Source organism: Pseudomonas sp. FW305-70, from assembly GCF_058783925.1.
In genome coordinates this window covers 1-20,119 of sequence record NZ_JBYSYZ010000038.1, presented here as the reverse complement: position 1 = coordinate 20,119, position 20,119 = coordinate 1, and the positions used below count along the sequence as shown (strand labels likewise).

At 62.9% G+C, this 20,119-nt stretch carries 16 protein-coding genes; 4 read left to right on the top strand and 12 right to left on the bottom strand.

The features are described from left to right. The first annotated feature begins 7 nt into the window (after positions 1 to 7). Complete coding sequence (gene dmpG / locus AC3WN7_RS22810) at positions 8 to 1,036, top strand: 4-hydroxy-2-oxovalerate aldolase (protein ID WP_102675141.1); 1,029 nt, start codon at positions 8 to 10, stop codon at positions 1,034 to 1,036. 154 nt (positions 1,037 to 1,190) lie between these two features. Here the strand turns inward: dmpG and AC3WN7_RS22805 are convergent, their stop codons facing one another. The 11 genes from AC3WN7_RS22805 to AC3WN7_RS22755 form a co-directional block, all read right to left on the bottom strand. Then, positions 1,191 to 2,024 (bottom strand): SDR family NAD(P)-dependent oxidoreductase, encoded by an 834-nt coding sequence (locus tag AC3WN7_RS22805; RefSeq protein ID WP_102675142.1) that lies wholly within the window; start codon positions 2,022 to 2,024, stop codon positions 1,191 to 1,193. An 11-nt stretch (positions 2,025 to 2,035) separates the two neighbouring features. After that, positions 2,036 to 2,803, bottom strand: coding sequence for an SDR family oxidoreductase (locus tag AC3WN7_RS22800; protein ID WP_102675143.1), 768 nt, complete (start codon positions 2,801 to 2,803; stop codon positions 2,036 to 2,038). A 136-nt stretch (positions 2,804 to 2,939) separates the two neighbouring features. Beyond that, positions 2,940 to 4,175, bottom strand: a complete 1,236-nt coding sequence (locus tag AC3WN7_RS22795) for a helix-turn-helix transcriptional regulator (RefSeq protein WP_102675144.1) — start codon at positions 4,173 to 4,175, stop codon at positions 2,940 to 2,942. Positions 4,176 to 4,323: 148 nt separating this feature from the next. After that, positions 4,324 to 6,756, bottom strand: coding sequence for an efflux RND transporter permease subunit (locus AC3WN7_RS22790; protein WP_102675145.1), 2,433 nt, complete (start codon positions 6,754 to 6,756; stop codon positions 4,324 to 4,326). A 14-nt stretch (positions 6,757 to 6,770) separates the two neighbouring features. Beyond that, positions 6,771 to 7,757 carry a WD40/YVTN/BNR-like repeat-containing protein gene (locus AC3WN7_RS22785; protein ID WP_102675146.1) on the bottom strand — a complete coding sequence of 329 codons (987 nt, stop codon included), beginning with the start codon at positions 7,755 to 7,757 and terminating at the stop codon, positions 6,771 to 6,773. Positions 7,758 to 8,170: 413 nt separating this feature from the next. After that, the gene (locus tag AC3WN7_RS22780; protein WP_102675147.1) at positions 8,171 to 9,121 is read right to left on the bottom strand and encodes a bifunctional OB-fold nucleic acid binding domain-containing protein/MaoC family dehydratase; all 951 of its coding nucleotides are present in this window, start codon (positions 9,119 to 9,121) and stop codon (positions 8,171 to 8,173) included. Between the two features lie 4 nt (positions 9,122 to 9,125). Beyond that, positions 9,126 to 10,337 (bottom strand): thiolase family protein, encoded by a 1,212-nt coding sequence (locus AC3WN7_RS22775; protein WP_102675148.1) that lies wholly within the window; start codon positions 10,335 to 10,337, stop codon positions 9,126 to 9,128. Positions 10,338 to 10,430: 93 nt separating this feature from the next. Next, positions 10,431 to 12,098 (bottom strand): DUF1302 domain-containing protein, encoded by a 1,668-nt coding sequence (locus AC3WN7_RS22770; protein WP_102675149.1) that lies wholly within the window; start codon positions 12,096 to 12,098, stop codon positions 10,431 to 10,433. Between the two features lie 67 nt (positions 12,099 to 12,165). Further along, positions 12,166 to 13,251, bottom strand: coding sequence for an MBL fold metallo-hydrolase (locus AC3WN7_RS22765; protein WP_102675150.1), 1,086 nt, complete (start codon positions 13,249 to 13,251; stop codon positions 12,166 to 12,168). Continuing rightward, on the bottom strand, positions 13,244 to 15,097 hold the full coding sequence (locus AC3WN7_RS22760) for a long-chain-acyl-CoA synthetase (protein ID WP_102675151.1): 1,854 nt from the start codon (positions 15,095 to 15,097) through the stop codon (positions 13,244 to 13,246). The genes AC3WN7_RS22765 and AC3WN7_RS22760 overlap by 8 nt, the downstream gene beginning before the upstream one ends. After that, the gene (locus tag AC3WN7_RS22755) at positions 15,094 to 16,179 is read right to left on the bottom strand and encodes an alkene reductase (RefSeq protein WP_102675152.1); all 1,086 of its coding nucleotides are present in this window, start codon (positions 16,177 to 16,179) and stop codon (positions 15,094 to 15,096) included. Before AC3WN7_RS22755 ends, AC3WN7_RS22760 begins: the two co-directional genes overlap by 4 nt. Positions 16,180 to 16,432: 253 nt before the next feature. Between AC3WN7_RS22755 and AC3WN7_RS22750 the strand changes: the two genes are divergently transcribed. Together AC3WN7_RS22750 and AC3WN7_RS22745 are read left to right on the top strand one after the other, a co-directional pair. Then, on the top strand, positions 16,433 to 17,761 hold the full coding sequence (locus AC3WN7_RS22750) for a spinster family MFS transporter (protein ID WP_102675153.1): 1,329 nt from the start codon (positions 16,433 to 16,435) through the stop codon (positions 17,759 to 17,761). A 68-nt stretch (positions 17,762 to 17,829) separates the two neighbouring features. After that, complete coding sequence (locus tag AC3WN7_RS22745; protein ID WP_256585732.1) at positions 17,830 to 18,339, top strand: nuclear transport factor 2 family protein; 510 nt, start codon at positions 17,830 to 17,832, stop codon at positions 18,337 to 18,339. Here AC3WN7_RS22745 and cysQ read toward each other — a convergent pair. Next, complete coding sequence (gene cysQ / locus AC3WN7_RS22740) at positions 18,321 to 19,085, bottom strand: 3'(2'),5'-bisphosphate nucleotidase CysQ (protein WP_102675154.1); 765 nt, start codon at positions 19,083 to 19,085, stop codon at positions 18,321 to 18,323. The genes AC3WN7_RS22745 and cysQ overlap by 19 nt on opposite strands. A 125-nt stretch (positions 19,086 to 19,210) precedes the next feature. On the opposite strand from cysQ, the gene AC3WN7_RS22735 reads away from it, so the two are divergent. Then, the coding region (locus AC3WN7_RS22735; protein ID WP_492575380.1) for a transposase at positions 19,211 to 20,119 on the top strand (909 nt) is incomplete at its 3' end.

The following is a 20,119-nucleotide window of genomic DNA, read 5'->3' as shown; positions in this document are numbered from 1 at the left end:
GCCGACCATGGATCTTCGCGGCAAAAGCATCACCGTTCACGACATGTGCCTGCGCGACGGCATGCACCCCAAGCGTCACCAGATCAGCCTGCAACAGATGAAAGACATTGCCTGCGGCCTCGACGCGGCCGGCGTGCCGCTGATCGAAGTCACCCACGGCGACGGCCTCGGCGGTAGCTCGGTGAACTATGGCTTCCCGGCCCACACCGACGAGGAGTATCTGTCGGCAGTGATCCCGCTGATGAAAAAGGCCAAGGTTTCGGCCCTGCTGCTGCCGGGCATCGGCACCGTCGATCACCTGAAAATGGCCCATGAACTGGGGGTCAACACCATTCGCGTCGCCACTCATTGCAGCGAGGCCGATGTCAGCGAACAGCACATCTCCCACGCCCGCGGCTTGGGCATGGACACCGTTGGCTTCCTGATGATGGCCCACATGAACAGCCCCGAAGGCCTGGTCAAGCAAGGCTTGCTGATGGAAAGCTACGGCGCCAACTGCATCTACCTGACCGACTCGGCGGGCTACCTGCTGCCCCACGACGTCAGCGCCCGCGTGGCAGCGATGCGCGCGGCCCTCAAGCCGGAAACCGAAATCGGCTTCCATGGCCACCACAACCTGTCGATGGGCGTGTCCAACTCCATCGCCGCGATTGCCGCCGGGGCCAACCGGATCGACGCCGCCTGCGCGGGCCTCGGTGCCGGAGCGGGCAACACGCCGATGGAAGTGCTGGTGGCGGTGTGTGACCGCATGGGCATCGACACCGGCGTCAGCGTGTTTGGTATCCAGGACGTCGCCGAGGATTTAGTGGTGCCAATCATGGATTTCCCGATCCGCAGCGACCGCGATGCCCTGACCATGGGCTACGCCGGGGTCTACGGTTCGTTCCTGTTGTTCGCCAAGCGTGCAGAGAAAAAATACGGCGTTTCGGCGCGGGAAATCCTCGTTGAAATGGGCCGTCGCGGCATGGTCGGCGGTCAGGAGGACATGATCGAAGACACTGCCATGACCCTCGCCCGTCAGCGTCGACAGGCGTAAGGCGAGATGATCGTTCCCACGCTGTGGGAGCGATCAACACAACACCTGTAGGAGCAAGGCTTGCCCGCGAAGAACGATGACGTGGTATGACAGATACACCACGGCGTCTGGTTCGCGGGCAAGCCTCACTCCTACGGATCATTGGATCATCGGGTTAACGCCAATCCGCCACAATCCCGTGCTCCAGCGCAAACGGCTGCGCCGCAATGGTCCGGCGTTGAAACGCCGGTGCCTGTTCGGCGGTAGCCAGCCACAGCATCACGGCCGCCGGTACATGGGGTGGAGCGCTGCCGGCGCGCAGGGCGATCAAGCCTTTGTCGCCGATGGTGGCCTTGAGCGCTTCAGTGGTGACTACGCCCGGATTGAGGGTATAGGCGCGCACACCGGCCTCACCCAATTCCGTGCTCAGCACCCCGGACAATCGCGACACCGCCGCCTTGCCCGCGCCGTAGGCATAACCCCAGCCACCCTTGCCCGCCGCTACCGGTGGGTCGCTTTCGCCGGCGCCGGAGGTGACGTTGATCACTACCCCGCCGCCGCGCGTCACCATGTGTTCAGCCACCGCCTTGGTCAACAGGAACGGGGTAAGGATGTAACCATGGAACATCCGCTCCAGGGTCTGCGCCTGCAGGTCCATGAATCCGGCGTTGAGATCGCTGCCCTGGTAGATCGCGTTGTTGATCAGTACGTCGATGCGCCCGTACTCGGCCAGTACCGCCTGGCAGGCGTTCAGGGCCGAGGCGTTGTCGAGCAGGTCCATCGGCACCACGAGCACCCGGCAACCGAGCTCGCGCAACACCTGCGCAGTGCCGTTGAGGCTGCCGGCCAGCGGCGCCCCGGCGGTATCGCGCAAGGCATGTTCATGTTGTTCGCCCTCATTGAGAGTGCGGGCGCTGATTGCCAGGTCGAAACCGGCGCGGGCGAAGGCCAACGCCGCCTCGCGGCCGATACCCCGGCTGGCGCCAGTGATGAATGCCACTTTGTTCATGGGAGTTCCTTTTAGAAGCGCGAGGCGCGGACCATGGCATCCATGCCGCCATCGACAAACAGCACGCTGCCATGGATAAACGAAGCCTGTGGCGATTGCAGGAACGCGACCGCCGCGGCGATTTCCGCAGGTTGCCCGGCGCGACCCAGGGGTGCAACGAATTCTCGGGTCGACTTGCCGAAGCGTGCATCGTCCAGCGAGGCCTGGTGCAGTGGGGTTTCTACCGCACCCGGTGCCACCACGTTCAAGCGCATGCCCTGTTTGCCCCAGCTCACAGCCAGGCTGCGGACATGCTGACTGATGGCGTATTTGGAGGCGGCATAGGCGACGTGAGGCTGGCCGAAGCTGTTGGCCAATTCCAGCGCCCGGGCCTCATCGCCCGCAATCATCGCTTCAATCATCGGCTGGCCCTCGGGCCCCGAATGAGTCGCCGCCACCGAGCCGATCACCAGCGCTGCCGGTTGTTGACCCCTGGCCAACGCCCCCTGCAGGCCATCGAGCAACTGGCTGACGCCAAAGTAGTTGACCGCAAGGACCAGACCGCAGCTTGGCGCCGTGACACCGACCCCGGCGCAGCAGATCAACCCGTCGAGGACCCCGCCGCTGAGTTCAAGCACTTGCCCGATGGCGGCGTCACGTCCCTGAGCAGTGGACAGGTCGGCGATCACTTCGGCGTTGTTGCGATCGATACCGATGACCTGGTGCCCGGCGGCGCGCATGGCGGCGGATACGGCAGCCCCGATTCCCGAGGCACTGCCGGTGATGGCTGTAATTGGCATGGTGGTTCTCCGTGATAGGTCCGCCCAGTATCGACAGGGCGATCACGGGACGGCATCGTCCGTGCGGACTAAAAAATGCGCTGCGTCAATGACCGCGCCGCCGGGCAGCGGATGGCCCGGCGGCGGGTCTGCAGGATCAGGCCTGACGATAGATCGGCACGGCCAGTTGCAGCGGCGGCACCTTGATCTTCTCGGCCACTTTCAACGCCAGTTGCGGCTTGCCCAGAGCCACCACGCTGTTGAGCATGATGCGCACCAGTTCGGTCTGGCGCCGCACACCGGTCTTGGAGAAGATCGAGCGCAGGTGCGCCCGCGCGGTGTTGCGCCGGATATTCAGGACCTCGGCAGCTTCCTCCAGGGACAAGCCGTTGGCCAGTTCCATGGCCAGGGCGGTTTCGGCCTTGGTCAGGTTGAACAGCTGCTTGGTCACCACCTCGCTGGCCAGGGATTTGCTCGATGCATCGCGGATGTATACCAGCGCCGCCGGCTGGCCCTTCTCCTCGGCCCAGTCCAGGGACGGAATCGATTCGACCACCACCCCGAGGTTGACCAGCCCTGAAGGCCGCGTCACCGACATGGCCTCGGCGCTTTTTGGCGCATCCGGGCAGAACGCGCCGCGAATCAGGCGTTGCAGCTCACGGTTGTCGCTGGGATACGTTGCCTCCAGGCGCCCGCCCACCAGTTTCAGGCCATCGGAACGGGCGAGGATTTCCTGGGCCACCGGATTGATCTGCAGCACGCTGCCGCTCTCGTCGAGCACCAGGGTCGCCACCGATAACCGGCTGATGGCCTGGGAGTACAACTCGCTCAGCGATTCGCTGCGATCCAGCAGGTTATGCAACTGGGAGGCGCGCCGCAGGTGTGGCAGGAAACTGGCGCACACCGCCCGGTCATGGGCAGAGAAGTTGGTGGCCCGCTTAGGGCGGGTGATGCGAAAGCGCAGTTTGCCGCCGTCCGGGGTGGAAATGTCCGCGCACATCACGTGATACACATCATTGGGACCGCAGAACGCCTTGAAGTAGGCGCTGTGTTCCCATTCTGTGGAGCTCATGATGTCATCGACCGTGAACACACTGTCCAGCGGCTGGTTGGAGAAAGGCGAATTGGTTTGCGGGTAGGTCATGTAGCAGACATCACCGGCACCCTCGATGTCGCCGACGATGATCATCACGCCCGTATCGGGTTGATCCGGTACCCGCAGGATCAGGGTGACAAAGTTGGCATCGTAGAGCTTGAGAAAGCTTCTGAGGGCGTGGGCCATCAGTTTCGGATCGAGGGCGCCTTCGTAGATTTCGCCCACCAGCTGGTTGTAGCGCGTGAGGTCGAGGCCAAGGCTGGCCAGGGCTTCATAGGTCAAGACAGCATTTTGCATAGTCTTATCTCGCTCGGGTAAGGACTGCGCCCTTCCCTTGTTATTTTTATAATTTCGGCCGGGGGAACCCAGGGCTCCCCCCCTCTCGACGGCTACTTGCCTGCCAGTTTCCCTATCGCCTGCGGACTCCACAATAGGCCCGGCAGGATTATTTTTCGCTAGCGGTATCACGCGCAGCCGGACTGTTTTTCAGGCGGAACTGCCCTCGTGCTGGCGCAGGTGTACGTTCCCGATAGGTAACCAACGGTCGCCCGCGATTGAACCAGGCGGCCAATGCCGGCAGGAGGAAAATCGCCCCCAGTACGTTGACCAGAAACATGAACGACAGCAACACACCCATGTCAGCCTGGAACTTCAGCGGTGCGAACGCCCAGGTGCAGACGCCAATGGACATGGTCACGGCAGTGAACACCGCAGCGGTGCCGCGTTGGCACATAGCCTGGTAGAACGCCTCGCGCAAGTCGGATCCGCGCAGCATTTCATGCTGGATACGCTCGTACAGGTAAATGCCGTAGTCGACACCCACGCCCACCCCCAGCGCCATCACCGGCAAGGTCGCGACCTTCAGGCCGATCCCGAGCATGGTCATCAAGGCGTTACAGAGGATCGCGACAATCGCCAGCGGCACCAGAATGCACAGCACCGCGCGGATCGACAAGAAGGTCAGCCAGCAAAACAATGCCACCGATCCGAATAGTGCCCCGAGCATGATCACTTCGGCGCGCTTGACCGCCTCATTGGAGGCCGCCATCACCCCGACGTTGCCACCGGCCAGGAGAAACTCGACTTGCGGCGAGCTGACTTCGGCAATGATCCGCCTGGCTTGCGCGATCGCATGGCTGACGGTGCTGCCTTCGTGATCGGCCAGGAACACCAGGATCTGCATCTGCTGGCAGCCGTCGGTGACCAGTCCGTCATCCGGAATATAAGCCCGCGCGCCCTGACTCAGGCCGCGGGGCGAACCCGGAATCGCCGCCCAGCGCGGATTGCCTTCGTTATTGCCGGCGATCACCCGCTTGCCCATGTCCGCCACGCTCTGTATCGACTGTACACCGGAGACCGTGCGCATGCGGAAATCGAAGGCTTCCACCGCACGCATCACCGCAGGCGACAGGCAACCTTCATCGACGCCCTTGACCTGGACGAACACCGACATCACATCGAGCCCGATGGAGTAGCTGCCGATGATCTTGCTGTTGTCCTGGTTGTAGCGCGAATCGGCCCGCAGCTCCGGCGCGCCCGCGCCGATATCGCCCACCGCCAGGTCGCGAGCCTTGTAGGCCCCGGCCAACAGCAACAGCAGACTGACGGCGAACACTCCGAGGGCCGGCCCCGGTTCGGCCAACGCCGACAGGCGCCACCACAGGCGGTGCCTGCCCGCCGGCCGTGATTGCGCCCGACGCAATAGCGCGGGTTCCAGCCGCAGGTAGGAAATGATTACCGGCAACATCAGTTTGTTGGTGATGATCATCAACATCACGCCGATGCAGGCTGTCACCCCCAGTTCGTGGACGATGGGAATGTCGATCAGCATGATTACCGCGAACCCCAGGGCATTCATCAGCAAGGCCAGGGAACCGGGGATGAAGATCTTGCAGAACGCCGAGCGCGCCGCTTCCTTCGACGTACTACCGGCCAGCACGTCTTGCTTCCAGGCGTTGGTCATCTGCACCGCATGGGACACGCCGATAGAGAAGATCAGGAACGGCACCAGAATCGACATCGGATCAATGCCCAGGCCCAGCAGCGGCAACAGGCCCAGCAACCAGACGACCGGCAGCAACGCTACCACCAGCGCCACCACTGTCAGGCGCAGGGACCGGGAATACAGCCACAGCAGCAACCCGGTGATCACGAAGGCCGCGACAAAGAAGCCGATCACCGTGTTCAACCCTTCGACCACATCCCCCACCAGCTTGGCGAAGCCGACGATGTTGATCTCGATATCGGCGCTGTTGTACTTGGCGCGGATTTCTTCGAGGCGCTTGGCGATGTCGACATAGGACACCGGCTGGCCAGTCTTGGGGTCGGTGTCCTGCAGGTCGGCGCGGACCATGGCCGACTTCAGGTCGTTGGCCACCAGGCGACCGACCTGCCCGGAGGCCGCCGTGTTGCTGCGCACCTGCGCCAGGTCCTCGGCTGTGCCGCTGAAGCGCGGTGGCACCACCACGTCGCCAAAGAAACCTTCCTCGGTAATTTCGATGTAGCGCACGTTGGCGGTAAACAGCGACGTCACGCTGGGGCGGTTGACCCCGGAGATGAAAAACACGTCGTCGGTGACTTTGCGCAGGGTCTCGAGGTACTCGGCGTTATAAATGTCACCCTCGCCTTTCCAGTGCACGCTGACCAGGAAGCGGTTGGCGCCGGTGAAGTAGCGGCTGAACTTGAGAAAATTGATCATGTATTCATGACGCACCGGGATCTGTTTGTTAAAACCCGGATCCAGTTGCGTGTGGGTGGCGCTGTAGCCCAGGCCCAGCGTCACCAGGACAAACAGCGCCAGCAGTCCCTTGCGCCAAGCCATCAGATGGTCCGCGCACGTTTCGACGCATCGAGTCACCCAGTGTTTACCTTGATTCATTGCCTGCCTCTCATTTACTGGGTGGCCTGTGTGGCCATTAGGGCAGCGACACTGCCACCTGAACCCTGCAATACCCCGCGTTCGCCACCCACCAGCAGCCGCGGGCCAACCATCGTCGCCGAGGTCAACGTACCGAGCCCGGCCAGGCGTCCGACACCGACCAGTGCACCCTTTGCATCCAGGCGCACCACCGAGCTGCCGGCACCGACGATCACCAGCCCCGAGTGATCGGGCAGCAACACATGGCCGTACAAAGGCAGCTGGTTACCGACGTTGATCTGGGCCCAGCTGTCGCCGAAGTCATGGCTGACGAACACATGCCCACGCATGCCGTAGGTCACCCAGTTGTCCGCGCTCAGGCGCACGATGCCGAACAGCGAGCCACTGTAGAACGCCGGCAAGATCTGCCAGTGCTGGCCGCTGTCGGTGGTACGCAACACCAGGCCCTGCTCGCCCACCAGCATGCGCCGGCCATCGTCGCCACCGGCCATGCTGTTGAGGTGCGCGTTGTCGATCGCCAGCGATTGTGGGGTCCAGGTCTGCCCGGCATCCAGGGATTGATAGAACTTGCCGAAGCTGCCGAACGCCACGACGCTTTCGCCACCGCCGGTCCAGATGCCCAGCAGCGGCTCGCCCAGATCGCTGTCGTGGCGCATTTCCTGCCAGGTGCTGCCTGCATCCTGTGAACGCAGGATCCAGCCGTCATGACCGACGGCCAGCAAGCGCTTGTCATCCAGCGCCACCACGGCAGTCAGGGTCGCATTGCGTTGCGTGGCGACGCTGGCTGGCTGCCAGCTGACGCCCTGGTCATCGCTGAGCAGGATGCTGCCACGCTCACCCACGGCGACCACCCGCGCGCCAAGATTGAGCAGGCCGTTGATCTGCACCCGGTCCGGGCGCGTGGTCAACAGTTCTTGTTGCGGTAGGGATTTGGGGGAAAAGGTGTAGCCAATGGTCAAGGCGACCACCAGGCAAACCGCGTAGCCGATCACCGAACGCATGAGCAACGCTCCTGTTCGGGATAGGCGTGGATAGGGCAAGTCATAGGGCCGATCCTCTTGTTTTTGTCACGCACCAGAGCATGCGAGGCAATCGAGATGGGCGTTGCCTCTGGGGGGAATAGTCGGTGCAAGGACTGGGTGACACATCGTCCAAATGGCTTATGCAATGGCGTGAATGACGTGAGGCGGGGAACATCGCTGTACAGCGTTCGGTTTTGGAGCGTAATTGGCAAACCACCGCAGCTACCGGTGATCTGTGACGCTCGATCTTCGGATACGGCGCAGGACTATTGTGGGAGCGAGCCTGCTCGCGATGAGGCCATGCCAGTCGCCATCCAGGTCGACTGATCTACCGCTATCGCGAGCAGGCTCGCTCCCACAGGAATTCACCTGCTCAGTGGCCCGGGTAGCGATCAGGCGATGTACAGGATCACCAGGTCGTTGATCACCGACGGTCGGTCCTGGCCCACCACATGGGTGTTGAGTTCCAGGGTCAGCTGGGTGCCACGGGCCAGGATTTCGACTTTTTTCACCCGGGCCCGCGAATGGATGCGCGAGCCGGCCGGTACTGGCGCCGGGAAGCGCAGGCGATCGGAGCCGTAGTTGATCTGAGTGGTGAAACCGCTGATTTCAAAGCCCAGCGCCAGTTTCATCCGCGACTGCAGCACTTGCACCAGCGCACCGTGAGCAATGGTGCCGCCAAACGGACTTTGCAGGCGCGCCCGCTCCGGATCGGTATGGATCCAGTAATCGTCACCCGACAACCGGGCAAATTCGTCGATCAACGTCTGGTCGACCACCACGACATTGCTCCAGTCGCTGAACTGCTCGCTGACCAGTGCCTGCAAGGCCGGCCCATCGTTGAGGTCGATCTGCCGCGCGATCGGTTGCTCCGTCGCCGCAGGTGCCGGTTCGCTGTCCTGCGCCGGCAGCGACTCAAGGCTCGCCGCATCCTTGTCCACCCCGGTGAAGCGCAGCAGGCGGGTGCCCTTGGCGTCGACTTCGGCGAACACCGGCTGCAAGGACATGCCGATCTCGACTTCGTTTTCCTCGAGACCTACCAGGTTGGTGTTGATGCGCACCCCTTCGGCCAGCTCGACCACCGCCAGTTTCTGCGGCATTTCATCAATGAAGTCGGGCAAGGTCGCAATGCGCGTCACGGTGTAGCTGTACAGCGTCGCGGCGCCGTTGACTTCGCGCCAGGCCAGGTCATGTTCCAGGCACACTGGGCAATGCCGGCGCGGGTAGAAGTTCCAGTGCGCACAGGCGTTGCATTGCTGGATCAACAGGCGGCGAGCCTTCAGGCCCTCCCAGAAGGGTGCGGAGATTTGCGTCGCGACCGGCATCGGTTTGTTGTTGGACATGTGCTTATGCTCCCTGAAGTATCAATGCGCCCTGCTCACTCATCACGCCACCGGTGCCGGAGACGTAGACGCTGTCGCAGCGGCCCAGTTGGCGTTCACCGGCGGTGCCGGCGATCTGCGTCACCGCCTCGATCACCTGGCTCATGCCACCGGCCGAGGCCGACTGGCCGAAACTCAGTTGCCCGCCATGGGTGTTCATCGGGAAGTCGCCACGCCAGGTCAGGTCGTGTTCGCGCACGAACGCCATGCCCTCGCCCTTGCCACAGAAACCGGCATCTTCCAGGGTGAGCAAGGTGGTGATGGTGTAGCAGTCGTAGATCTGCGCGGCATCGACGTCTTTTGGCTTCAGCCCGGCCATGGCAAAGGCTCGCTGGGAGGCCGGACCAATCGGCGTGTGCAGCATGTCCTCGGCATAGGACGGCGACTTGAATGCCAGGTGTTCGCCAAACCCGGTAATGAACGCCGGACGTTTGCGGGCCCGCGCCGCCACTTCCTTGTTGGTGATAATCATCGCGGCGCCACCGGTCACGGGCATGACGATTTCCAGGACATGCAACGGGTCGGCGACCATTTTGCTGGCCAGCACCTGTTCGATGGTCAACGGCTGGCCATAGAACATCGCTTGCGGGTTGGCCAGGGCGTTGGTGCGCTGGTCGACGGCTATCTTGGCCATCGCCCGCTGGTCGTAGTCGTACTGTGCGGCATAACGCTGGGCAATCATCGCGTAGCCGGTGTTCTGGCCCATGTGCCCGTAAGGCAGGTCGAACTCGGCCTCGGGCGCGCCAAAGGCCGTGCTGTGCCCACCGAAACGCATGGACCGAGCCATCCAGCCGGGGTCCTCGTCGGGACCCAACGGCGCCATGCGCGCGGGGATGACGCACAGGACCGCCTGGCATAACCCCAGTTCGATCGCGGCGGCAGCGCGCCAGACCATGCCCACCGATGTGCAGCCACCCAGGTCGACCACTTCGGCGAAGTTCAGGCGCAGGCCCAGGTATTCGGCGGCCATCGCCGGTACGAACACCGAGGCTTCATGAAAATGCGGGCCGTTGATCACCAGCCCGTCGAGGTCAGAGGCCTTGAGCCCGGCATCGCGCAGGGCCTGGGCCGCCAGGTCGGCGACTTGCTCAAGGTGAAACATCTTGGGCGCGGTCGAATACTTCTCCGGTTTGTACTGTGCGGTGCCAACAATGGCCGCATGCCCTTTGAGTCCCATAGTGCCTCCATGCCGAAGCGTAACGCTGCGGCCATTTCCAGGTTGTAGTTCAGGTCCGGGCGCAGCAAAGCGACCCGGATCTTGAGTGGTCGATCAGAAGGTGTATTTCATCGAGAACGTGGCGTAGTCGCGGTCGGCGAACGGACGATGGACCGGGTCGGCTTCACCCAGGTAGGCGATGTATTTCAAACCGAGTTCCAGGTTGCCCAGGTACTTGAAAGTCGTGCCCGCGCTCAGGCGTCGGTCACCTTGCACGCCGGAGATGCTGCCGGCCATGGGCGTGGAGCCGCTGAAGACGTTGGAGAAGCTGAAGGGGACGTCCAGATCCCAGCCTTGGAAAACTCCCGGATAACTGAACGATGCGCCCACGGTGTAGGCGCTGGAAGACTTGGTGCGAAAACCGGCGGCTGTGCTGTAGGTATAGTCATTGGAAGACGCCACTAGAGGTTTCAGGGAGGGCAACAGGTTTACGCCTTGCAGGTTGGGCGCCGCCGAAGTGGATTCGACGCTGTCGACCTGCACGCGGATGATTTCGGCAGTCAGGGCGGTCTGGCTGGCCCAGGGACGGTCCCCCAGGATACGGATCGCCGACAACTGCATTTGCTGGCCCTTGCCCCTGGCCGGCACCGCGCCAAGGCCGGTATTGACCATCACCGGCGCACCGTCGCGGTACGACCATTCACCGCCGACCTGGGTGTCGCCGATCTTGGTCGAGGCGCTGATGCCGGTCAGCTTGATGTCTTCGAAGTACTTGATCCGGTAACCATTGCTGACGAAGGCGTTGAGGCCACCGCCCACTGGGAGCGGGTCGTAGCCGACCAGGGCGGTGGCCGGGTTCTTGTCGTGGTAGTTGACGTGGAACAGCGACAGCTCAATGGCCGGTACCGGGCGGTAGCGCACCTGCACGCCCCACTGGCCGCCATCGCGCGGTTCGTCGGTGCCGCGGTAAGCGATCTTCTGACCGTTGGCGTAGATGAACTCGCGACCGGGCCCAACCACGTCAGTGCTCGACAGGTAACTGCCCACCGGCGGCAGTTCGGTGCCCTTCCATTCGTATTGCACGTATGCACCGAAAGTCAGCTGGGGGTTCAGGCGAAACGAGCCGGAGAACTGGCCCACCGGCAAGAGGATTTCCTTGACTTCAACACCTGGCTGGGACGCTTTTACCGCGTCGGAAGGGTTCTGTACGCCGTTCACACCCGGGTAGAACAAACTCTCGCCCCAGGATTCGATGTGCCGCCCGGCCTTGACGTCCAGCATGGTGTCGTTGTCAAAGCGCCAGCCGCTGAACACATAGGCATCCAGCAGTTTGCTGCGACCGCCGCTGTAGTAGCGGGTGTCACTGGTGAACTCATCGTTGCTGCCGCTTTTGTTCACGGTGGCGGGCGAATCGTTATCGTTCTTGCGGTGGTAGACGTCATCGTAGAAGGTACTGCCGCGTACCACGGCGCCGTAGTTGTCCTTGCGCAGGATCATTTCGCCCAGCGCGCCCACGCGGTTGGTGGTGAGGCTGCCACTATCGAAGTTGCGGTTGGCATCGTCGGCGTTGACCGTCAGCAAGCGATCGCTTTGACTGCCAGTGCGCACACCAATGCCGTAGCTGGTGGTCACCGACCAATCCATGGTCGCGCCGTTGTCGAACTCGAACGTATCACCGGCCCACACCGGTGTGGACACCAGCGCAATGGCTGCCGCCAGGCTGCTGACCTGTAATGCGCTCGAACCGATGACCGTAGAGTTATTGTTGTTTTTGTTGATCACACTGATTCTCCTCAATGACAACCGGCTGGCTGCCTGGAATGTTCAACACTGCTGCCGTGCCGCCCGCTCAAAACACCTTGAGCGGGGTAACAGCGCACGCTCCCCTTACAGCACGCCGGTAGCGATATCGCCCCCGGTCCTCTTCCCGCTCCAGTGACCCTTCGGCCACCAGGTAGTTGGCATGGGCCAACGTTTCGCCAAGTGCCATCAGCTCGTCGAAACGACCCGACAGCTTGGGAAACAACACAGCCACCAGTTCGAGCACGGTGCGCGGCTCGTCACAGTTGGCCAGCATCAACGCCAGATGCCCGTGGTGATGGGCCTGGAGCTGGTCCAGGCGCTGATGCAAATTGAAGAACGGCCGCTCGTGCGCCGGCAGCACCAGCACGCTGTCGGGCAAGCTGCGCAAATGCTCGATGGAGTCGAGCCAGTCGCGCAGCGGGTTGGCCAATGGCTCCGTGGCATGCACGCCGACAGTGGAGGTGATGCGCGGCAGCACCTGGTCGCCGGAGATCAGCAAGCCGTCATCGGCGGCGTACAGACAGGCATGTTCAGGCGAGTGGCCGCGGCCGATAACCACCTGCCAGGTGCGGCCACCGATATTCAGCAGGCTGCCCTCGTGCAAACGGCGGTAATGGTTCAGCGGCGCCGGCAGAAAATGGGCGTTACTCATCACCGCGAACATCTCGCTACTTTGTTCGTCAGCCACGCCGGCCTTGCGGTAGAAATCGAGGAAGTCCCAGCCCGGTGGTTGAGCGGCGGGAAACCTCACGTGCAGCGACTGGAACTCACTGGCAGTCATGTACACCGGGCAGTGGAAGCGCTCCGAAAGCCATGCGGCCACCCCGGCATGGTCGGAGTGAAAGTGGGTACAGACCACCGCCAGCAGCGGCAGCCCGTCACACACTTCACTCAGCACCCGGTCCCAGACCTCGCGGGTCTGTTCGGTGTTCATACCGGTGTCCACCACGACCCAGCCGTCGGTGTGGCGCAGCAAATAGAGGTTGATGTGGTCCAGGCGAAACGGCAACGGCATACGCAGCCACCACACGCCCGGTGCCACTTCACGCACTTGCCCGGAATCGGGCGCCTGCGGCCAGGGATAGCGCAGGCCGCTGCGCAGTTCGTGACCATTGGCGTCGAGATCAGCCATGGTCGGCCACCGCGAATGGCGTCAGGCCGGCCCGGGTCAGTGCCTCTGCCGAATAAGGCACATAGGTGCGGGCCTGTTCGTCGCGGATGAACAGCGGATCGTTGCAACGGGTCGGGCAGTAGCCCTGGCGCTGTAGATCGACCTTGCGCAGCTTGAAGCTGGCCGTCAGGTCTGCCGACTGGGTAACCCGTACGAACACCGGGGCCGCATAGCGCGGCAGGCGCGCTTCGGTCAGGGCGTACAGGGCCGCAGGATCAAACGTCTGGTCGGTCTGCATCAGCACCGCGGCCATGCCGGCGCGGCCTTCATGGCCCGGCACCTGAACGCCGTAGATATTGATCAGTTCCAGGCCCGCCAGATCGCCCAGGGCGTCCGCCACTTCCAGGGTCGAAACGTTCTCGCTCTTCCAGCGATAGGTATCGCCGATGCGGTCGACGAAGTAGCAGTAACCGTCGGCGTCCTCGCGCAACAAGTCGCCGGAACTCCAGTAAGCATCGCCCTCGCGAAACACATTGCGACGGATTTTGCTCTCGGTCGCTTCGCTTGAGGTGTAACCCTCGAAACGCCCGCCACCAATTTCAGGGTGATCGACGATAAAGCCCATGGCCTCGCCAACCTCGCCCACTTTGCAGATTTGATAGAAACCGTTTTCGTCCCGCGGATGGCAGTCGTTTTCGATGTCGTAACGCACCAGCCGCAGGTTGGTTTTGTTCCAGTCCGGCACGCGTCCGCAGGAACCGAAATAGTTGTCGACGTTGATCACCGCCGCATTGGCTTCGGTGGCACCCCAGCCCTCGAACACCTGGATCGGGCCGAAGCGCTCCAGCCAGCGCTGCCAGGAGTCCGGCGACAGCCCGGCACCGAGCATGCAGCGCAGGCTGTGCTCGCGCTCGCCCGCTCGCACCGGCTGATTGAGCAGATAGCGGCAGATTTCACCGATGTACTGGAAGATGCTGATCTGATGCCGTGCCACATCCTTCCAGAACTCGCGCACGCTGAACTTGCGGCGCACCACGATGGCAGCACCGGCGCGCAGCGCGGTAGAAGTCACCGACGTGGCTGCGGCGCCGTGGTACAGCGGCAGGCAGCAATAGAACACATCCTCGCAAGTGGCTTGCAGGGTGGTTTCCATCACATCGCCCGACGACATCCAGCGCATGTGGCTGTAGCGCGCCGCTTTGGGCAAGCCGGTGGTGCCCGAGGTAAAGATCAGCAGGGTCGGAGTCTGCGCATCGATGCGCGCGCGGATGTCGCGGGGAAACGGCGTGCGCGGGGCTTTTTCCAGACGCGCAGCGAAATGCCCGTCGACGCCCTTGGGCAGCGCGCCCGTCCAGGGATTTTCCGCGTCGCGCAGCAGCCAGCACGGCAGGTCCGGAAAGCCTTCGGTGGCCTGCACATTGGCCAGGCACTCTTCGCCGATCACCAACGCCTTGGCCTCGGTGACTTGCAACGCATGCAGCAGCGGGCGGCCACTGACCTGAGTGTTGATGAACGCCACCACCACCCCGAGCTTGACCAGGCCGAACCAGGTGCAGAAAAACGCCGGGCGGTTCTCCATGGCCAGGGCGCAGACATCGCCGGCGCGCAGGCCATTGGCATAAAACGTGTGGGCCATCTGGTTGGCCCGCGCATCGACCTCGAAGTAGCTCAGGGTCTGCTCGCCATAGATCAGGAACGTGCGCTCACCCTGCTTGCTCGCCTGTTGCTCCAGCCGGTCGGCGAGGGTGTAGAGGTCGCCCGGTTTGATCAGCCCGGCGGCGGCCGAGCGCTGGTCGAGCAGCGCCTGGGTCCGCTCCCGTGGCACTGGGTGGGTCGGCAGGACGTGGCTCAAGTCGTTGAGGTTCATTGCGCCACCTCCTGGGCAATCGCTTGATGGGCGCGGTAATCCGAGTAGCCCGACGGGCCCGGCGTATACAGGGTCTTGCGGTCGAAGCCACTCAGCGGCAGGCCACGCTGCAAGCGCGCCACCAGATCAGGGTTGGCAATAAAGTGACGGCCGAACGACACAGCAGCCCCCTCGCCCGACGCGAGCGCGGCACTGGCCGAAGGACCGTCGAAACCATCATTGAGAATCAACGCATGGGGGCTGTGCCGACGCGCCAGGGCGAAGGCATCAAGGTCTTTCAATGGCGAGCGCATGATGTGCAGGTAAGCCAGGCCCAACGGCGCCACGGCTTCACACAAGGCCGCCGCCGTGGCCGCTGGATCGCGGTCGTCGATGTCGTTGTAGGGGTTGCCGGGGCACAGGCGAAAGCCGACGCGTCCAGCGCCAATCGCACTGACCATGGCCTCGATCACTTCCTTGGCAAAACGCACCCGCCCGGTCACATCGCCGCCATAGGCATCGCTGCGCTGGTTGCTGCCGGATGCCATGAATTGCATCGGCAGATAACCGCTGGTGCAGTGCAGTTCGACACCGTCGAAGCCGGCCTGACGCGCATTCAATGCAGCCTGGCGATAGTCTTCGATGACCTCGCCAATGCCTTGCAAGGTCAGCGCCTGTGGCTCGTCAGTGTCCACCAGGCCGGCAGCGTCGCTGAACACCTGTGTGCGTGCGCGCAATGCCGAAGGTGCCACGGTAACCGCCCCCGCCGGTTTGTTGTGCCGGCTGGCGGCGCGGCCGACATGCATCAGCTGCAGGACAATGCGCCCGCCCTCGGCATGCACTGCCTCGGTGACCCGCTGCCAGCCGACAATCTGTTCGTCGCTGTAGATGGCCGGGGTGCGACAATAGCCCAGGCCGCTGGCCGAGGGCGCGGTGCCTTCGGCCACGATCAACCCGGCACTGGCACGCTGGCGGTAGTATTCGACCATATCGCCGCCGGGGACCGCATCGGCAAGGGCGCGGCTGCGAGTCATGGGAGCCATGACGATGCGGTTGGCCAGTTGCAGTTCGCCCAGGGCGACCGGTTCGAACAAGACGCTCATTTCAATTCCTCAGCTTCTTATTGTTTTTTGCTGTCGCAGGGCTTGCCATCACTTGGGCAAGCGCTGACATGGCAGCGGATACGGGCTGAATGATTGACGTTGAGCGCAAGCGAAACATCGTCCGACAAGACTAGGTTGGCGATCGTGCAGGGCGGCTTGCCTGCAAACCCAAAGATGGTCTGAACGGACGATGAGAAAAAACCGCGGCAAGCCGAACATCGCGACCACCAGAACAAAACCGGGAGCACCCGCAGTGAACCAATCCACCCCCGTGACATGGCGAACGCACTACGCGCTGTTCGTGCTCGCCAGCATCTATGTGTTCAACTACATCGACCGCCAATTGATGGCGATCCTGATCGAGCCGGTGAAACTCGAATTCGGCATTTCCGATACCGGCATCGGTCTGCTGTCGGGGGTGACCTTTGCAGTGTTCTACACCGTGTTCGGCTTCCCGCTGGGGCGCCTGTCAGACCGCATCGGGCGCAAGCCGGTGATCGCCTTCAGCTGCATCGCCTGGAGCCTGATGACCATGCTCTGCGGCATGGCCGGCAACTTTCTGACCCTGGTGCTGGCGCGAATCGGCGTGGCCGTGGGTGAGGCCGGCGGCACGGCGCCGTCGGTGGCGATGGTCTCGGATTTGTACCCGGCAAACCGCCGATCCACTGCTCTGTCGGTGCTGATGCTCGGTTCCAGTCTGGGGGCGATTGTCGGCCTCGGCCTGGGCGGCTGGATCGCCCAGCACCATGGCTGGCGCTACGCTTTCCTGCTGATCGGCGCCCCCGGTATTTTCCTCGGCCTGCTTCTGCTGCTGACCGTGCGGGTGCCCAAGCGCGTAGCACCGCTGGGTAACGTCGCGGCGCAACAGGATGGCTGGCTCAAGACCCTGGTCGAGCTGTTTCGAATGCCCTCTTTTCTGTGGCTGGTACTTACCGGCGGCGCGGCGGCGATTGCCGGCTACGCCATCGGCACCTGGAGCCCGAGCTTCCTGATCCGCTCCCACGGCCTCAATTTGCAAGAAGCCGGATTCCTGGTGGGCGTGGTGGGCGGCACCGGGTCGACCATCGGCACCCTGGTCTGCGGCATGCTCACCGACCGCATGGCGCGGCGTGATGTCGGCTGGCAAATCGGCGTGCCACTGCTGGGAACGCTGATCAGCATCCCCTTCGCCCTGGCGTATTTCCTCTGGCCACAGGGCACGGCGTTCCATATCGGCAGCATCGCCGTGCCGCAAGCGTTCCTGTTCTACAGCGCCTTCGGCTTCTTTGGCGTGTGGTGGGCAACGCCGTGCCTGAGCGCCATCACCCACCTGTTCCCGGCCACGCGACTGGCCCAGGCCACGGCGATTTTCGTCATGTCCATGACCCTGCTGGGCGTCGGTGTCGGGCCGCTGTTTGTAGGCATGCTCAGCGACTTCTTCGTGCCGACCCTGGGCAGTGAATCCCTGCGCTATGCCCTTGCTTCGTCCGTGTCGTTGCTGGTGCTGGCCAGCGTGTTCCTGACCCTGGCGCTGCCACGTTACCGGCAACAGATGAAGCACCCCGCCCCGAACCTCACAGCGGTCCAGGCGGTTACTGCCTGACCTCCTTCGCACACCACCGCGCCGCTGCAACCCTGCCAGGTTCCAGCGGCTTTTTAATGAGGATTGCCATGAGCGCCGTTCAGATCAGCAACCTGCTTTACCGTTACGCCGAATGCCTGGACAGCGGCCGACTGGTCGAGGCTGCCGAGCTGTTTCGTCATGCCCGGATCAAGGTACAAAGCCACGATTCCCTCGATCACATCGCCCTTCTGGGCATCTGGCAACAACGAATCAAGCTCTACCCCTGCGGCACACCCCGTACCCGACACATCATCAGCAACCTGATCATCGACATCGACGAAACCGCGAACACCGCGACGGTTCGCTCGTGCTACACCGTGCTTCAGGCCACCGACACCCTACCCCTGCAACCCATCGCCGCCGGGCGCTACCTCGACGAGTTCGAGCGTGTCGACGGGGTCTGGCGATTCAGCTTTCGTGATTATTCGCACCTGGACATGGTGGGGGGACTTGACCGCGCACCTGTCGATGTAAGTGCCAAACCAAAAAGGGCCTGCCTCCATTCCCGGAAGCAGGTCCGTGCGCAAGTGTGTGGGGTCTATAGCCCGTGGGCGTAGAAATGCGGGTTGTCCAGGCCAGGCTTGCCATAACGCAACGCATCGCCGGCAAGGGTGCGGATCTGTCCACCGGCAGCGACAAGCACCGCATGACCCGCGGCGATATCCCACTCCATGGTGCGCCCCAGGCGCGGATAAAGGTCTGCCTCGCCAGCAGCCACCAGGCAAATTTTTAGCGATGAGCCGGCGCTTTTCAGTGATCGCACCTGGCGCCCGTCGAGGAATTTTTCAAGCGCCTCGGCATCGCCATGGGAGCGGCTGGCGACCACGTCCAGGCCCTCTTGCGTCACTGCACGGCAGTGGATGGGCTGGCGCTGCCCGGCCTGTTCGATAAAGGCACCACAACCACGGGCACCGGCAAACAGCCGCTCCAGCGCGGGCGCGAGAACCACCCCTAGCACTGGCTCACCGTTATCGATCAGGGCGATATTGACGGTGAACTCGCCATTGCGATTGATGAACTCTTTGGTGCCATCCAGCGGGTCCACCAGCCAGAAACGCTGGCCCACCTCGGGCACCTGGCCGGCAGCGGCGGCCTCTTCCGAAATCACCGGAATCTGCGGCGTACGCGCGGCCAAGGCCTGCAGAATCAAGATCTCGGCGCGCTCGTCAGCTTCGGTCACCGGGGAGGCATCGACTTTCCCACGCACCTCGAAATCCGAGCGATACACCTCCAACACCCGTTCGCCAGCTGCGCGAACAATACCGATGACATCTTCAAGCAGAACAGCCATTGACTCGTTCATGGGATCTCTCCTGTTTTTATTCTTCGTTTAGTCCATACAGCCTATGCGCCGTTTTTCGGATCCGGGAACAGTACAGACGTCCACACCACCGCTAATCAGCAATTGGATGTTTAACAGGAGTTCCTGTGTCCCACGGCAATCAGTTATCCGTTGCACAGATCAACCAGCTTCGTCTGCGCGCCGTGCAGTTGCGCATCGCCGGCAGCACGCTCAAAGCCATCAGCCAGGACACAGGACTCTCATCGCCGACGATCATCTCTGCCTACAAGGCGTGGCAAGCCGGTGGCTGGAATGCCGTGCCCGTACGCGAACGCGGGCGCAAGCAAGGTGAAGGTCGCACCCTCTCTGCCGAGCAGGAACAGAACATCTACAGATTGCTGGTCAGCACGCCACCGGAACGGCATCAGTTACCGTTCCAGCTCTGGCAACTGGAAGCGATGCAGGCACTGGTCAAGCGTCTGCACGATATCGATTTGCCGGAACGCACCGCCGCCCATTATTTGCAACGCTGGCAGCTCAATGCCGAGCGCCCGGCAAAGCGCGTCGCGAATGCTTCGCTGGCGGTGCAACGCTGGTACCGCAGCACCTATCGGGACATCGTCGAGCAGGCGCGCGTGCAGAACGGCGAGATCCACTGGATCGACGACTACGGTGCGCGCAGCGACCAGGGCAAGCTCAGTTACGGGGTTCTGCGCGCGGTCAGCAATCGCGGCAAGGTGCTCTGGCTGCCTTACGAAGACGGGTTGCGCGCCCCCCACCTGGAAGCGTTCTTCGACCGCCTGCATCAATCGACCGAACGCACAGTGTTCGCCCTGCTCTCGGGCATGCACTGGCAACGCGCCGCGACCTTCATCACCTGGGCGGGAGAACACGCCGAACGCCTGCATCTGTTTCATCTGCCCGAAGCCAGCGCAATGCTCAGCGGCGCCCGCGAACTGGCGACCCAGATCAGTCAGCAAGCCGCACCTGTCAGCCCTGACAATGTGCCAGGCAACGCGCCAGCCAAGGTCACCCCGCCCCTGCCCCCCGCCCCC

What these genes read in the sequence shown, in the direction of transcription:
- AC3WN7_RS22765 (WP_102675150.1), bottom strand. Translation starts at nt 13,251, where the DNA reads ATGGCTGATCTCGACGCCAATGGTCACGAACTGCGCAGCGGCCTGCGC.
- AC3WN7_RS22745 (WP_256585732.1), top strand. Translation starts at nt 17,830, where the DNA reads ATGAGCGCCGTTCAGATCAGCAACCTGCTTTACCGTTACGCCGAATGC.
- AC3WN7_RS22790 (WP_102675145.1), bottom strand. Translation starts at nt 6,756, where the DNA reads ATGAATCAAGGTAAACACTGGGTGACTCGATGCGTCGAAACGTGCGCG.
- cysQ (WP_102675154.1), bottom strand. Translation starts at nt 19,085, where the DNA reads ATGAACGAGTCAATGGCTGTTCTGCTTGAAGATGTCATCGGTATTGTT.
- AC3WN7_RS22785 (WP_102675146.1), bottom strand. Translation starts at nt 7,757, where the DNA reads ATGCGTTCGGTGATCGGCTACGCGGTTTGCCTGGTGGTCGCCTTGACC.
- AC3WN7_RS22795 (WP_102675144.1), bottom strand. Translation starts at nt 4,175, where the DNA reads ATGCAAAATGCTGTCTTGACCTATGAAGCCCTGGCCAGCCTTGGCCTC.
- AC3WN7_RS22780 (WP_102675147.1), bottom strand. Translation starts at nt 9,121, where the DNA reads ATGTCCAACAACAAACCGATGCCGGTCGCGACGCAAATCTCCGCACCC.
- AC3WN7_RS22760 (WP_102675151.1), bottom strand. Translation starts at nt 15,097, where the DNA reads ATGAACCTCAACGACTTGAGCCACGTCCTGCCGACCCACCCAGTGCCA.
- AC3WN7_RS22755 (WP_102675152.1), bottom strand. Translation starts at nt 16,179, where the DNA reads ATGAGCGTCTTGTTCGAACCGGTCGCCCTGGGCGAACTGCAACTGGCC.
- dmpG (WP_102675141.1), top strand. Translation starts at nt 8, where the DNA reads ATGGATCTTCGCGGCAAAAGCATCACCGTTCACGACATGTGCCTGCGC.
- AC3WN7_RS22805 (WP_102675142.1), bottom strand. Translation starts at nt 2,024, where the DNA reads ATGAACAAAGTGGCATTCATCACTGGCGCCAGCCGGGGTATCGGCCGC.
- AC3WN7_RS22775 (WP_102675148.1), bottom strand. Translation starts at nt 10,337, where the DNA reads ATGGGACTCAAAGGGCATGCGGCCATTGTTGGCACCGCACAGTACAAA.
- AC3WN7_RS22800 (WP_102675143.1), bottom strand. Translation starts at nt 2,803, where the DNA reads ATGCCAATTACAGCCATCACCGGCAGTGCCTCGGGAATCGGGGCTGCC.